The sequence below is a fragment of the Bacillus sp. FSL R5-0654 genome, from assembly GCF_038008745.1.
GTDB lineage: Bacteria > Bacillota > Bacilli > Bacillales > Bacillaceae > Bacillus > Bacillus safensis.
In genome coordinates this window covers 2,022,288-2,036,832 of the sequence record NZ_JBBOZV010000001.1, presented here as the reverse complement: position 1 = coordinate 2,036,832, position 14,545 = coordinate 2,022,288, and the positions used below count along the sequence as shown (strand labels likewise).

The following is a 14,545-nucleotide window of genomic DNA, read 5'->3' as shown; positions in this document are numbered from 1 at the left end:
GCATAGGCCTCTCTTTATTTTGTCGTTTCATCATTGATTTAGTTGATTAAAGTTTTGTTACGTTTGCAGCTTGAGGTCCACGATTACCTTCAACAATTTCAAAAGAAACTTCTTGTCCTTCTTCTAAAGACTTGTAGCCGTCACCTTCGATAGCTGTGAAGTGAACGAATACATCGTCTCCGCCTTCAACTTCAATGAAGCCGAAACCTTTTTCATTATTGAACCATTTTACTTTACCGTTTTGCATATTGCTTTTTCCTCCTAGTACTGTAGCACACCTTTTGGCATACTAAAAAAAATTTTCATCACCTAACGACTTTGCAGTTGTTAAATGATGGTTCCACTATACACCATCAAAAGTAAAGCGTCAAGCAGGCGAGCCAAATTTTGAGCAGAATGTTTGATTTTTTTGTTTTTTTGGTGAATAACAATGAAATATAAAACGTTCTTTTCGGAACCTCACGTGCAGTTTGTCCGTATATAAAAAAAATACAGAAAGAGGTGCAATCATGAATCGTTATACACTTGAAGAATTTGTTCAGAATACGCAGCAAGAAGATAAAGGAGAAGGTGTCTTCGAACTTGAAACATCAAGACTTTTAGAAATTAATTTGACTGACACGATTTGGGCAAAAACGGGTTCTATGGTTTCCTATCGTGGGAAAATCAAATTTGAACGTGAAGGTGTTTTTGAGCACGGCGTCTCAAAAATGTTCAAAAAAATGCTCTCAGGAGAAGGCACCTCACTAATGAAGGCGACAGGTGATGGGAAATTATATGTGGCAGATCAAGGTAAAAAAATCTCGATTCTTCGTTTGGCTCAAGGAGAATCCATTTTTGTGAATGGAAACGATCTGCTCGCGTTTGAACCATCTGTCCGCTGGGATATCAAATTGATGAAAAAAGTGTCTGGCATGCTTGCAGGTGGATTATTTAATGTCAAATTAGAAGGGCCGGGCTTAGTAGCAATCACAAGTCATTATGAGCCGCTGACACTCATTGTTCAGCCAGGTGACTCTGTTTATACAGATCCGAATGCGACTGTTGCGTGGTCAGGGGATTTAAAAACTGAATTTGTGACAGATGTTTCATTTAAAACTTTTATTGGCAGGGGAAGCGGAGAGTCCATTCAAATGAAGTTTACCGGAAGCGGCTTTGTTGTCGTTCAGCCGTTTGAAGAAGTATACACAACAAATGGAAATCAAGGATGAAGAAAAGGTGTCCGTCATTGACGGACACCTTTTTATGATAATGCGCGAGCATAAGTTTTGTTATTCATGATGAGATCTGACTGCTCGACGATATCTTCCAGAATGGTTTGAGAAGATTGTTTTAAGTGCAGTTTTTTCATGTTTTGTTTCATTGTTTCTAATTTTTCTTCATCCTGAAGCAAGTTGGTCACAGATTCTAAAATGTCTTCATGTCTGTTAATGACAATGGCAGCGCCATAATCCTCAAAGAAAAGAGCATTTTCCTTTTCTTGACCAGGGACAGGCTTGTAAAGAATGACCGGGACACCGATTGCAGTTGCTTCTGTTAAAGTAATGCCGCCTGGTTTTGTAATCATACAATCTGTTACTCTGAACAATTCATCAATTTGTTCCACATATCCAAGCGCCTTCAATTGATCTGGGTGTGCTTGTTCAAGAACGCTAAGCGATTGTTTCAGCGCGGCGTTCTTTCCGCATACAACAACAATTTGTACTTCACTGTCGAGAAGCAGCGCCTCACATAATTCCTTCACATTTTTTAGTACACCGTGAGCACCGGCCATGATGAGAAGAACTTTTTTATCTGATGATAATCCATATTTCTTATAGATCATCGATTTTGGCACGTCTGCTTCAAACTGTGGTCTAATAGGAATACCTGTCACCTTGACATCGCTTGGATGTGTGCCGATTTCCACTAATTTTTGTTTCACATAATCGGTTGCAACATAGTATCGGTCGATGTTTTCATGTACCCAAATCTTATGGAGACAAAAATCTGTCATGACATTAAAAGTCGGAATCACTTTACCTGTTTTGTTTCGGTATTCTGGTACCACAATCATTGGGAATGTAATAATGATGATGTCCGGATTGTGTAACTGAATTAATTCATCGAGACGCTTATTTCCCATTTTTAAATAAATGTTAAATTTGCGTTTATTGTAAATTTTATCTACACCGTAATAAAACAAGCGATAAAATTGTTTCCCAATGGAAAAGCTCTTCAAGTATAAATATTGAGTCACTTCTGACACAATGGGATTCGATTCTTGATACAAATTAGAAACTACAACATGTTCAAATCCTTGGGATTTGCATTCATCATACAGTGTTTTTGCTACCTGCATATGTCCATTTCCATAATTTGCGGTCAAGATTAATATTTTTTTATTGGTATTCAAGAATATTCACCTCAAATGTAATCAACAACAACAAAACTTCGTACGAAAACTATTAATCTCATAGGTCTACATATACATAAAGATAACATATAAACAGTTAGAGCATATCATTCGTTACGAAAGAATTAAACTAATTTTAAAAAACAAACAGATTCAATTGATAATGGAAGACAGAGCCATTTGTATTTTAACACATTTTGACGATTTATCATCAGACCACAGTCTATTTTATTCCCAAACATATGGTGTTTCTTGATAAACATAATAATTAAGCCAATTCATAAACAATAAGGTTGCATGGGCTTTCCAGCGATTTACTGGGATTAATGTGTCACCATCTTCTATAAAATAGTGGACAGGTTTTTGGACTGTATCATGTTTCAACAAATCTCTTTCATATTCCTGCATCAATGTATCTGTATCATATTCAGGATGTCCAGTTAAAAATACTTGTTTATCATCATCTGAAACAATTAAACAAACACCCGCTTCTTCAGACATACTCAAGACTTTCAAATTCGGCGTGTTTTTTAATTGTTCTGTATTAATATCTGTATGCCTAGAATGTGGGACATAGTATACTTCATCAAAACCTCTGACTAATCTTTCTTTTTTCTCTTTCACAATATGCTCAAATACGCCAAATTTTTTCTCAGGAAGCTTGATTTTTTCAATCCCGTAATGGTGATATAAACCTGCCTGTGCACCCCAGCAAATATGAAGGGTAGACGTCACATTGGTTTTACTCCAGTCCAAAATGTCCTGCAGCTCTTTCCAATAAGAGACTTCTTCAAAAGGTAAGTGCTCGATTGGTGCGCCAGTGATGATCATTCCATCAAATTTTTTATGGCGAATCGATTCAAAGGTCGTATAAAATTCATCTAGATGCTCTCTCGACGTATTCTTCGGTGTATGTGTACTTGGAATCAAAAACGTAAAGTACACTTGTAAAGGAGAATTTCCGAGCATTCTCAGCAGCTGCGTTTCAGTTTGTATTTTTTTTGGCATTAAATTTAAGATCACGATATTCAAAGGACGGATATCTTGCTTGAATGCCCTTGTCTCATCCATGACGAAAATATTTTCGCTCTCTAGTATTTGTTTTGCCGGCAGATGAACTGGTATGTTTATAGGCAACTCGCCACCCCCTGAACCAAAGCTAATTTCACTTCATTATAGGAACTTTCTGGCGATATTTCAATGTTTCAATTATGTTACAATGAAAAATAGAGCAAAAAAGAATGCTGTTTCTGTAAAAAAAGGAGGCCGTTTTGTTATGATCACAAAGCATTTATCAGATATTGACATTGCCCAAAAGGCTAAGCTGAGACCGATTCAAGACATCGCAGCAAAGCTGCAAATACATGACGAAGAATTAGAATGCTATGGTTTCACAAAAGCGAAAATTTCTTTGACTATTTTTGACCGTTTAAAGAAACAAAAAGAAGGACACGTGATTCTTGTCACTTCGATTAACCCTACGCCAGCAGGTGAGGGGAAATCCACCGTAACTGTCGGCCTTGGTCAAGCCTTCGAAAAAATTGGCAAAAAAGCGATCATTGCGATGCGTGAGCCATCATTAGGTCCTACAATGGGGATTAAAGGCGGAGCAGCGGGCGGAGGATATTCACAGGTGCTGCCAATGGAAGAAATCAATCTTCATTTCACAGGGGATTTTCATGCCATTACATCTGCACATAACGCCTTATCTGCATTTATTGATAACCATATCCATCACGGAAATGAACTCGGTATCGACACGCGGCGCATTGTGTGGAAGCGGGTGCTTGATTTAAACGATCGTGCATTAAGACAGGTCGTTGTCGGACTTGGCGGTCAGTTAAATGGATATCCTAGAGAAGACGGATTTGATATTACAGTGGCTTCCGAAATGATGGCGATCCTTTGTTTAGCAGAAGACTTAAACGACTTAAAAAAACGTCTTTCTTCTATTGTTGTTGCCTATAATCAAGAAGGCGAGCCAGTCACAGTGGGAGCACTTGGATATGAAGGTGTTCTGACGCTACTTTTAAAAGACGCACTCAAACCGAACCTTGTTCAAACGATTGAAGGAACCCCAGCCCTTGTCCATGGCGGTCCTTTTGCTAATATTGCACATGGATGCAATAGTTTAATTGCAACCAAAATGGCAGCAAAATTAGCTGATTATGTCGTTACAGAAGCTGGATTTGGTGCAGACCTTGGAGCAGAAAAGTTCCTGCACATTAAAACAAGAGCTGGTGATTTCAAACCTAGTGCAGTTGTCATTGTCGCAACAGTGAGAGCATTAAAGATGCATGGCGGAATGAAGAAAACCGAACTCAAAGAAGAGAATGCACACGCCGTATTAGAAGGTATACATAATTTAGAAAAGCATATTGAAACCGTGCAAGCTTTTGGTCTTCCATATATTGTGGCGGTAAACCGATTTATAACGGATACAAAAGAAGAGATTCAAGCGATAGAAGATTGGTGCGGCAAACATGGCCATCCAGTCAAAGCCGTGAATGTATGGGAAGAAGGAGGAGAAGGCGGGACAGCTCTTGCCGAGGAACTAGCAGCACTCATTGAAAAGAAAAAGAACAACTTTACCTATTTGTATGAAGAGAACGATTCCATCGAAGAAAAGTTATCTAAAGTGGCCAAAGTGGTTTACGGGGCAGATGGGGTCACGCTCACAACTAAAGCAAGAAAGCAGCTGGCTGCCATTGAGGAAAACGGCTGGGCTCATTTGCCGGTTTGTATGGCAAAAACACAATATTCTCTTTCAGATGATCCAGCTTTAATCGGCAGACCTAAAGGCTTTACCATTACGATTCGAGAGTTAAAGCCATCTGTAGGAGCAGGGTTTATTGTAGCCTTAACCGGAAGCATTTTGACAATGCCTGGCTTACCTAAAAAACCTGCGGCTCTCGAAATGGACTTATTAGAAGACGGCAGTGTGACAGGACTCTTTTAAACGGGAGCATAAAAAGCGATTTTCTAAAAGAAGCATGTTACGATAGGAAAAAGTGAATCCTAGGAGGCTATGAGATGTCAATTTATGATATTCAGGTCAAGACCATTAACGGTCAGGAAAAATCGATGGCAGATTACAAAGGAAAAGTGCTCATTATTGTAAACACAGCAAGCAAATGTGGACTGACTCCTCAATTTAAACAATTACAAGAGCTATATGATCAATATCATGAAAAGGGCCTTGAAATTTTAGGATTTCCGTGTAACCAATTTATGAACCAAGAGCCAGAAGGAGAAGAAGCCATTCAAGAGTTCTGTTCTTTGAATTATGGAGTGACCTTCCCTATGTTTGCGAAAGTAGATGTCAATGGCGAAGAGGCGCACCCGCTGTTCAAACATTTAACAAGTGAAGCGAAAGGTGTGCTTGGGACAAAAACAGTGAAATGGAATTTCACCAAATTTATCGTGGACCAAAACGGAGAAGTCACTGAACGATTCTCTCCGAAAACACCACCAAAAGAATTAGAAAGCTCAATCATTGCTCTGCTTAACAAATAAGATGGTGACAGTCATGCAACGAAAACAATTGGAGGCAGCAGCCTCCTTTGTTTCAGACAGGCTGAAGAATGAACCGACTGGACACGATGCGGCTCATGTTGCTCGTGTGCGTCAGCTTGCCGTTCGTATTGCAAATCAGGAAGGCGGCTCTCTTTTTATCATCGAAATGGCGGCGATTGTACATGATGTCATTGATGAAAAGCTGTCAAGTGAATGGAAGGTTACGAAGGAGCAGCTTGAGAACCAGCTCCTTTTGTGGGAATTGGACACGCGGGATATCCGCTATATCATGGACATTATTACAACGATGTCTTTTCGTCATCGGCATAAGCAGTTTAGGCCAATGACGTTAGAAGGGGCCATTGTTCAAGATGCGGATAGGCTGGATGCGATAGGAGCAAGCGGTATCGCTAGAGTGTTTACGTATGCTGGCGCTACAGGTGAGCCCCATTATACAGAGGACACGCAGCAGGGCTCTGTGCTAAAGCATATGGAAGAAAAACTGCTCAAATTAAAAGACTTGATGAACACTCATGCAGGAAAGCAGCTTGCTGATGAGCGGCATGAATTGATGAGTTTATTTATCAAGAAGTGGAAAGAAGAATGCGGCCTTACAGATGAGTAGGGTCTTTATGTGTGTAAGGAGGATATATCAATGAAAATAACAGCAATAGAACCAACGCCAAGTCCGAATACCATGAAGGTGATTTTGACAGAAGCACTTGCCGGCGGTAAAAGCAACAACTACAAAAAGGATCAAAAAGACGAAGCACCAGAAATGATCAAGCGTATTTTAAGCATTGAAGGTGTAAAAGGGGTTTATCATGTTGCAGATTTCTTAGCGGTTGAGCGAAATGCAAAGTTTGACTGGCAGGGTATTTTACAACAGGTCAGAGAAGCCTTTGGACAAGAAACAGAAGGTCTTCAGGAAGGAGCTCAGTCAGGCGATGACACATTTGGTGAAGTGAAAGTGTTTGTCCAAATGTTTAATGGGATTCCAATGCAGGTCAAACTGTCAGACGGTGAAAGAGAAGAACGGTTTGGCATGCCTGAACGTTTTCAAGCAGCCATTTTAAAGCTTAGAAGCAGCTCAGACAATGTCGTGTTTGAACGTGTGTGGAAAGAACACGGCGTTCGTTTTGGAGAATTTGCTGATATCGGTCAGGAAGTCACAGAGGAGCTGCAAGCAGCCTATGATGACGAGCGTTTAGCCCGATTAACAGAGGCGGTTAAAGAAGGTCAGGAAGCTGTAGATAGACAGGTGAACCGAAAGGCATATGATGTAACAGAAGACATGCTGCAAGAGGAAGATTGGAAAAAACGTTTTGCCCATTTAGAGCAAATGCAGCCAGAGCTAAAGGACATACCTGTTTTAATGAAAGCAATGGAGGATCCAAAAACGTCTATTCGCAGACAAGCCGTTGTGAATGCTGGTATGATTGAAGATCCTGCCATTCTGCCTATTTTATATAAGGGGCTCGAAGACAAAACAGTGACGGTCCGCAGAACGGCTGGCGACTGTATTTCAGACCTTGGTGACCCAAGTGCTAGCGAAGCCATGATCGCAGCATTAAAGGACCCGAGTAAGCTCGTCCGCTGGCGTGCAGCTATGTTCCTTTATGAAGAAGGGGACGAAACGGCACTTTCAGCATTAAAAGAAGCAGAGCAAGACCCTGAGTTTGAAGTCAGTCTTCAAGTGAAAATGGCGATTGAGCGTATTGAGCATGGAGAAGAAGCAAAAGGCTCAGTATGGAAGCAAATGACAGAAAGTAGAAAGAACGCATCAGAATGATGAGATAGATGAACAAGCTGCCAATGAAAAGCAGCTTGTTTTTCTAAAAAGGATAGACAGAAAAATTTTTTTAGAAAAATTATTTTGAATATTGTTGAAATATGCGAAAAAACTCTATATAGTAGTACCAATATAGAATATTGGAGGTCAGATTTTATGACACGAACCTTGCTGAGCGCTTGCTTCAGCAGCCATGTTAGTCATCAGTCATTCATAGGTGGCTAAATAAACAGAAAATTTGTAAAATAAAATCAACTCAAAATCATGCAGTCAACAAGACTTGTAGTATAGGAGGCTTTTTAAACAGATGGCAGAACTACGCAGTAATATGATTAAACAAGGAATCGACAGAGCACCTCACCGAAGCTTGCTAAGAGCGGCGGGGGTAAAGGATGAGGATTTCGGCAAGCCATTTATTGCCGTATGTAATTCCTATATTGATATTGTCCCAGGACATGTCCATCTTCAGGAATTCGGGAAGATTGTGAAGGAAGCCATTCGTGAAGCTGGCGGGGTTCCATTTGAATTCAATACGATTGGCGTCGATGATGGAATTGCCATGGGTCATATCGGGATGAGATATTCATTGCCAAGCCGTGAAATCATTGCGGACTCTGTGGAAACCGTTGTATCTGCTCATTGGTTTGATGGAATGGTTTGTATTCCTAACTGCGATAAAATCACACCAGGAATGATGATGGCAGCGATGCGCGTGAATATCCCGACTGTCTTTGTGAGCGGGGGACCGATGGAAGCGGGTAGAACAAGTGATGGCAGAAAAATTTCTCTTTCTTCTGTATTTGAAGGCGTTGGTGCATACCAGTCAGGTAAAATCAATGAAGAGGAATTAAATGAATTAGAGCAGTTTGGCTGTCCAACCTGCGGATCTTGTTCAGGTATGTTTACAGCTAACTCAATGAACTGTTTAGCGGAAGCACTAGGGATCGCTCTTCCTGGCAATGGAACGATTTTGGCGACATCACCAGAGCGAAGAGAATTTGCGAAGAAGTCTGCAAAACAACTCATGGAGCTTATCAAAAAAGATATTAAACCACGGGATATTGTCACTGAAAAAGCAATTGATAATGCATTTGCATTAGATATGGCACTTGGTGGTTCAACCAATACCGTTCTTCACACATTGGCGATTGCGAATGAAGCAGGTGTTGAATATTCACTTGAACGTATCAATGAAGTAGCAGAACGTGTGCCTCATTTATCAAAACTTGCTCCAGCTTCAGACGTTTATATTGAGGATTTACATGAAGCAGGCGGCGTTACAGCAGCACTAAATGAATTGTCTAAAAAAGAAGGAGCTCTTCATTTAGATACAATGACCGTCACTGCGAAAACGCTTGGCGAGAACATTGCGGGGCATGAGGTAAAAGATTATAACGTCATTTATCCAATTGACAAGCCATTTACTGAAAAAGGCGGCTTAGCCGTTTTATTTGGAAACCTTGCGCCAGATGGAGCCATCATTAAAACGGGCGGGGTACAAGACGGGATCACACGCCACGAGGGACCTGCCATCGTATTTGAATCCCAAGAAGAAGCCCTTGAAGGTATCATTAATAGAAAAGTAGAAGCAGGACATGTTGTCATCATTCGCTACGAAGGACCTAAAGGCGGACCTGGCATGCCTGAAATGCTTGCACCTACTTCACAAATTGTCGGCATGGGACTTGGACCAAAGGTTGCTTTAATAACAGACGGACGTTTTTCCGGCGCTTCTCGCGGATTGTCTATTGGACACGTCTCTCCAGAGGCAGCTGAGGGCGGCCCGCTTGCCTTTGTTGAAAATGGTGACCATGTCGTTGTCGATATTGAGCAGCGCATTTTAAGCGTAGATGTTCCAGAGGAAGAATGGGAAAGAAGAAAAGCAAACTGGAAAGGTTTTGAGCCAAAAGTAAAAACGGGTTATCTTGCTAGATATTCAAAACTTGTGACATCAGCCAATACAGGCGGCATCATGAAAATTTAATCTGATATCGAACATTTGAAAATTGGCTCTCTCTATAGTATCCTTTATTCACAACATAAGGATTATAGAGGGGGCTTTTTTATGTCAATGGCATATGAAGAATATATGCGCCAGCTCGTTGTACCGATGCGTCAAGAGCTGACAAGTGCAGGATTTCAAGAACTAACAACGGAAGAAGAAGTAGAACAAACGATGCAAGAAGCAGAAGGAACGACATTTGTCGTTGTCAATTCTGTATGCGGGTGCGCTGCCGGCTTAGCACGCCCAGCTGCTACACAAGCTGTGATGAAGGCAGAAAAAACACCAGATCGAATTGTCACAGTTTTTGCTGGTCAGGACAGGGAAGCAACGGCAAAAATGAGAGAATACTTCACAGGGGAAGAGCCATCGTCTCCATCTATGGCACTTTTAAAAGGAAATGAACTCGTTCATTTTATTCCGCGTGACGAAATTGAAGGTCATGAAATGGAAGACATCATGAACAACGTCTTATCTGCATTCGAAAAACATTGCTAATACACATGTTGAAATGTCCTGTGATCAAATCAGGGCATTTTTTCTTGATCATGATGGAGGAACCGCATGCTTATCACAACAAGCTTTAGAGCAAATGAACAAACAATTGAAACAGCAAAAGCCCTTGCAGAGGATTTACATGGTGAGTATGTTGAAAGGCGCAAACAATCCGTCAAGCAGCTTGCGATGAAACGAGGAGACGTCCTTGTTGTGGGGAAAGAAAGATTCGAATGGTATCAGCCAAATGGTGAAAAGTTCTTCTTCCATCCAAGCTCAGCAATGTTCAGGATGAAGCGGCTCATGCGCGGAGAAAAGGATCCTTTAATCGAAGCCACGCAGCTTCGGCCAGGCGATTCCTTTTTAGATTGTACGCTTGGTCTAGGATCAGATGCCATTACAGCCAGCTTGCGAGTAGGTCCGAATGGAAGGGTCATTGGTATCGAAAAGAATCCCATGACAGCATTGTTAGTCCGAGAAGGATTAAACACATGGGAGACAGGGGTAAGAGAGGCAGATGAAGCAATGAAACGGATATCTGTTGTAAGTGGAGACAGTATCGAGCAGCTAAAAAAGCTCTCTGATGAATCAATTGATGTCGTCTATTTTGACCCGATGTTTGAGGAGGCGATTCAAGAATCTGCAAGTATCGCTCCGCTCCGTCATGCGGCAGAGTACCACTTTGATCACGAAACAGCCGTCCAAGAAGCGCTGAGAGTAGCGAGAAAAAGAGTGGTTTTAAAAGATCATTGGAAAAGCACCCGATTTCTAGCAGACTCCTATCAATTTCACGTTTTAAAACGAAAAACAGCCCAATTTCATTATGGATATATTGAGAAAGAAAAAAGCCCTCGCTAAAGGTTCAGCTGTGCAGACAATTCTTTTTAATTCCTTGTCAAGCATCTAAAAAAGCCCTTATTCAGGGCTTTTAATCTGTAATCTCCATATAGACAAAATAAAATAATGTCAGCAAGGAAGCCGTAATAAAAAACCCTTCAAGCATACCCATTCCTCCCAAATTTTAGTCGCCTTTACTGTCATTGTAAACGTTTTATTATAAAAAAGAAAGTCTCAAATCGGTGACCAAATTGAATGACTGAAAATTCATTATATGCTAGAATAGCAGTATGATAACTTATGGAAGGAATTAGATATCATGAAGATGTGGATGAGAAAAACGCTTGTTGTGCTCTTTACGATTGCAACTTTTGGTTTAGTCTCTCCTCCGTCGGCTTTGATGACAGACAAGCCCTCTGAACTTTCTTCATCTGATAAAACGCCTTATACAGCTGTTTATGATACATCAGATGAATTGCGCAGCTGGGAACGAACGCAAGAGGAAAGCAAAGAGCAGGTAGACCCCTTTGAGCAATATAAGCAAGAGGTGCTGTCAAGTGCAGAAAATCAATCCTTTCTCAAATTTGGCCGTAAAATCACACCTGTCATTGAGGACGAGTACAGAGAAGAAATTCAGCCGAAGATTGAACAAGTGTTAACCGACTATTTAACAAATTTCAAAGATGACGAAAAATTTCAAGATGTTGTGATAACTGATCAGCCTTCAAGCGGAAATGGCGAAAAAATCTTCCACATTTACAACCGCAAGACCGGAGAAGATTTGCTCCGTTTTCATGTCAGAAGAGATCAGCCGCCTCACAGCGGATATTGGTTTAACTTTCATTACCATACAGCAGAAGATGGATTCCAGACGCATCATGAACTCGGTAATATTTACTGGGATAAAAACACCCCGCCGAGCTGGATGAGCCACTAGAAGGAGATGTCATGCCAATTGAAAAAATATACAATGAACGAAATGGTGCAGATTACAAAACAAATGTTAAACGATCGCGGAGTGAAAATTGAAGATATCGCACACATTGTGCTGAAGCTCCAAGAAAAATATCATCCAAACCTTCCACTTAGTGTCTGTATTGAAAATGTTGAAAAAGTGCTGAATAAAAGAGAAATTGTCCATGCAGTTTTAACAGGACTTGCCCTTGATCAGCTGGCAGAAAAAAAGCTTTTGCCAGAACCTTTACAGCACTTAGTTGAAACAGATGAGCCGCTATATGGAATTGATGAGATTATTCCGCTTTCCATTGTCAATGTATATGGATCAATCGGTTTGACCAACTTCGGTTATTTAGATAAAGAGAAATTTGGTATTATTCGTGAATTAGATGAAGGCCGTCCAGGTGAAGTGCATACTTTCCTTGATGACCTAGTCGCTGCACTTGCCGCAGCAGCTGCAAGCCGGATTGCTCACTCACACCAAGATATTAAGGATGAAGAGCAGGAACGAGTGAATCAAGCATAAAAAGAAAAACATGTCTGCTCATCATGCAGGCATGTTTTTTTGGTTTCAAGAAAAGCTGAAATAAGGTAAACTACAACAAGAACATAAATAAAGGATGAAAAAAATGAAACAATACAAAGAGTTATGCCGTCATGTATTACAGCACGGGGATGAAAAAGGTGACAGAACGGGTACAGGTACAATCAGCACGTTCGGTTACCAGATGAGATTTGATTTACAGGAAGGGTTTCCTCTTTTAACCACAAAGAAATTACACCTGAAATCAATCATTCATGAGTTGCTTTGGTTTTTAAAAGGTGATACAAATGTCAAATATCTTCAAGAAAATGGTGTCCGGATTTGGAACGAATGGGCAGATGAAAATGGAGAGCTGGGCCGTGTATACGGTGCACAGTGGAGATCATGGGCGAGCGGAGACGGCGAGACAGTGGATCAGATCGCAAAGCTGATTCATGATATTGAGCACAACCCGAATTCAAGACGACTGATCGTCAGTGCTTGGAATCCGGGGGAAATTGATCAAATGGCGCTGCCTCCTTGTCATTGTCTGTTTCAATTTTACGTATCAAACGGGAAGCTTTCCTGCCAGCTATATCAAAGATCGGCAGATATCTTTTTAGGCGTGCCATTTAATATCGCTTCATATGCTCTTCTAACGATGATGATTGCCAAAGTCACAAATCTTGAGCCAGGAGAGTTTATTCATACACTCGGAGATGCTCATATTTACCAAAATCATCTTCCACAGGTGAAAATGCAGCTAGAGCGCGAGGAACGTACGCTTCCTACGCTTCGTATTACGAGAGATGTAAAAAGCATTTTTGATTTTACGTTTGATGATTTTGTGCTTGAGAACTATGATCCGCATCCGCATATTAAAGGAGAAGTCAGTGTATGATTTCCATGATTGTGGCGACAGGAGAAGACAGAGTCATTGGTCAAGATAATCAAATGCCTTGGCATTTACCAGCAGATTTAGCGTATTTTAAAAAAGTCACAGGCGGTCATACGATTGTCATGGGCAGAAAAACCTTTGAATCGATTGGACGAGCGCTGCCTAACCGCCGAAACATTTTGCTGACCACAAGTTCTTCTTTTAAAGCAGAAGGATGCGAGGTTGTTCATTCAATTGCTGACATTTTGGCAATTGCGGAAAGTGAGGCAGAGCTCTTTATCATTGGCGGGTCTAAACTGTATGAAGAAATGATGCCATATGCGGATCGTCTCTATATCACGCACATTCACCATGCGTTTGAAGGAGACCGCTATTTCCCGTATTACAATGAAGGTGAATGGACGATTGTATCACGCGAAAAAGGCCATCGTGACGAAAAGAACCCCTACAATTATGAATTTGTCGTCTATGACAAAAAAGGATAAGTGAGTAGGAGGAGTACGGTTGTTTCGTTATTGGTTTTTAACGATTTATGTTGTTGTATCCTTTTTAAAAAGTATGAGGCATTTGTACGATCATGAATTAACGGATCCACGCATTTCCTATACGAAACGAATGCATCTCATTCATGAGCATGCAAAAAGGTTTGCCCGGGGATGTATTGATCAATCAGGATCAGTCATGACCATTCATCAGCAAAAGAAGCTGCCTGATGGCCCGGTTATTTATGTCACAAAAGAGCTGAATCCAGTCACGACGACATTATTGATCGGCCACCTTGAGAAGCCATTTGCTTTTATGGCAAAGCCGAAGCTCTTTCGGTATCCGATTTTAAAACAATGGCTCAAAAAAATGGCGGTCATTCATCAGAATCAAACGGATGAGGTCTTATTAGAAGAAGCAAAGGAAAGAGTCATGTCTGGGCAGAGTATCTTGCTTTCAGAAGCATATCGTCACATTGCAGAGGCGCTTGCTGAAGAATACGATTGTCCGCTTGTACCGGTTGAAACGAGCGGAACGGATCGTCTTTTAACTGGGAAGATCGTGAAAAGACTGCGTCCTGTTAATGTTGATATTCATATTAAAGCTCCTGTCATGATCAGTGATTACGCACAAAAGCGTGCATAGAA

Annotated in this window: 16 protein-coding genes; 13 read left to right on the top strand and 3 right to left on the bottom strand. The window is 40.9% G+C overall.

What is annotated here, in order from left to right; genetic code table 11:
- Positions 1 to 46 precede the first annotated feature (46 nt).
- Entirely contained in the window at positions 47 to 247 is a 201-nt protein-coding gene (gene cspD, locus NSS76_RS10120; protein WP_024422747.1) for a cold-shock protein CspD, read from the bottom strand.
- Between the two features lie 262 nt (positions 248 to 509).
- Here cspD and NSS76_RS10115 point away from each other — a divergent pair, with 262 nt between their 5' ends.
- Entirely contained in the window at positions 510 to 1,211 is a 702-nt protein-coding gene (locus NSS76_RS10115; RefSeq protein ID WP_024422745.1) for an AIM24 family protein, read from the top strand.
- 32 nt (positions 1,212 to 1,243) lie between these two features.
- Here NSS76_RS10115 and NSS76_RS10110 read toward each other — a convergent pair whose 3' ends face one another.
- Positions 1,244 to 2,395 carry a diglucosyl diacylglycerol synthase gene (locus tag NSS76_RS10110; RefSeq protein ID WP_024422744.1) on the bottom strand — a complete coding sequence of 384 codons (1,152 nt, stop codon included), beginning with the start codon at positions 2,393 to 2,395 and terminating at the stop codon, positions 1,244 to 1,246.
- Positions 2,396 to 2,623: 228 nt separating this feature from the next.
- Entirely contained in the window at positions 2,624 to 3,532 is a 909-nt protein-coding gene (metA, locus tag NSS76_RS10105) for a homoserine O-acetyltransferase MetA (RefSeq protein WP_024428133.1), read from the bottom strand.
- A gap of 139 nt (positions 3,533 to 3,671) precedes the next feature.
- On the opposite strand from metA, the gene NSS76_RS10100 reads away from it, so the two are divergent.
- From NSS76_RS10100 to NSS76_RS10045, 12 genes are all read left to right on the top strand, one after another.
- A complete protein-coding gene (locus NSS76_RS10100) occupies positions 3,672 to 5,354 on the top strand; it encodes a formate--tetrahydrofolate ligase (protein WP_044335198.1) in 1,683 nt (560 codons plus the stop codon).
- A 74-nt stretch (positions 5,355 to 5,428) separates the two neighbouring features.
- Entirely contained in the window at positions 5,429 to 5,911 is a 483-nt protein-coding gene (locus tag NSS76_RS10095) for a glutathione peroxidase (protein ID WP_025093096.1), read from the top strand.
- A gap of 13 nt (positions 5,912 to 5,924) precedes the next feature.
- The gene (locus tag NSS76_RS10090; protein ID WP_226340829.1) at positions 5,925 to 6,536 is read left to right on the top strand and encodes an HD domain-containing protein; all 612 of its coding nucleotides are present in this window, start codon (positions 5,925 to 5,927) and stop codon (positions 6,534 to 6,536) included.
- Positions 6,537 to 6,566: 30 nt separating this feature from the next.
- On the top strand, positions 6,567 to 7,703 hold the full coding sequence (locus NSS76_RS10085) for a conserved virulence factor C family protein (protein ID WP_185854493.1): 1,137 nt from the start codon (positions 6,567 to 6,569) through the stop codon (positions 7,701 to 7,703).
- A gap of 307 nt (positions 7,704 to 8,010) precedes the next feature.
- Positions 8,011 to 9,687: a dihydroxy-acid dehydratase gene (gene ilvD, locus NSS76_RS10080; protein WP_024422739.1), complete on the top strand. Its 1,677-nt coding sequence runs from the start codon at positions 8,011 to 8,013 to the stop codon at positions 9,685 to 9,687.
- 81 nt (positions 9,688 to 9,768) lie between these two features.
- On the top strand, positions 9,769 to 10,203 hold the full coding sequence (locus NSS76_RS10075) for a BrxA/BrxB family bacilliredoxin (protein WP_024422738.1): 435 nt from the start codon (positions 9,769 to 9,771) through the stop codon (positions 10,201 to 10,203).
- Between the two features lie 66 nt (positions 10,204 to 10,269).
- Complete coding sequence (locus NSS76_RS10070; RefSeq protein WP_149126525.1) at positions 10,270 to 11,058, top strand: class I SAM-dependent methyltransferase; 789 nt, start codon at positions 10,270 to 10,272, stop codon at positions 11,056 to 11,058.
- Positions 11,059 to 11,356: 298 nt separating this feature from the next.
- A complete protein-coding gene (locus NSS76_RS10065) occupies positions 11,357 to 11,974 on the top strand; it encodes a YpjP family protein (protein WP_149126526.1) in 618 nt (205 codons plus the stop codon).
- Between the two features lie 18 nt (positions 11,975 to 11,992).
- Positions 11,993 to 12,520: a phosphatidylglycerophosphatase A family protein gene (locus NSS76_RS10060; RefSeq protein ID WP_024428140.1), complete on the top strand. Its 528-nt coding sequence runs from the start codon at positions 11,993 to 11,995 to the stop codon at positions 12,518 to 12,520.
- A gap of 103 nt (positions 12,521 to 12,623) precedes the next feature.
- A complete protein-coding gene (locus NSS76_RS10055; protein ID WP_024422734.1) occupies positions 12,624 to 13,418 on the top strand; it encodes a thymidylate synthase in 795 nt (264 codons plus the stop codon).
- Complete coding sequence (locus NSS76_RS10050; RefSeq protein WP_341082081.1) at positions 13,415 to 13,900, top strand: dihydrofolate reductase; 486 nt, start codon at positions 13,415 to 13,417, stop codon at positions 13,898 to 13,900. The genes NSS76_RS10055 and NSS76_RS10050 overlap by 4 nt, the downstream gene beginning before the upstream one ends.
- Before the next feature lie 19 nt (positions 13,901 to 13,919).
- On the top strand, positions 13,920 to 14,543 hold the full coding sequence (locus NSS76_RS10045; protein ID WP_044335184.1) for a lysophospholipid acyltransferase family protein: 624 nt from the start codon (positions 13,920 to 13,922) through the stop codon (positions 14,541 to 14,543).
- Positions 14,544 to 14,545 lie beyond the last annotated feature (2 nt).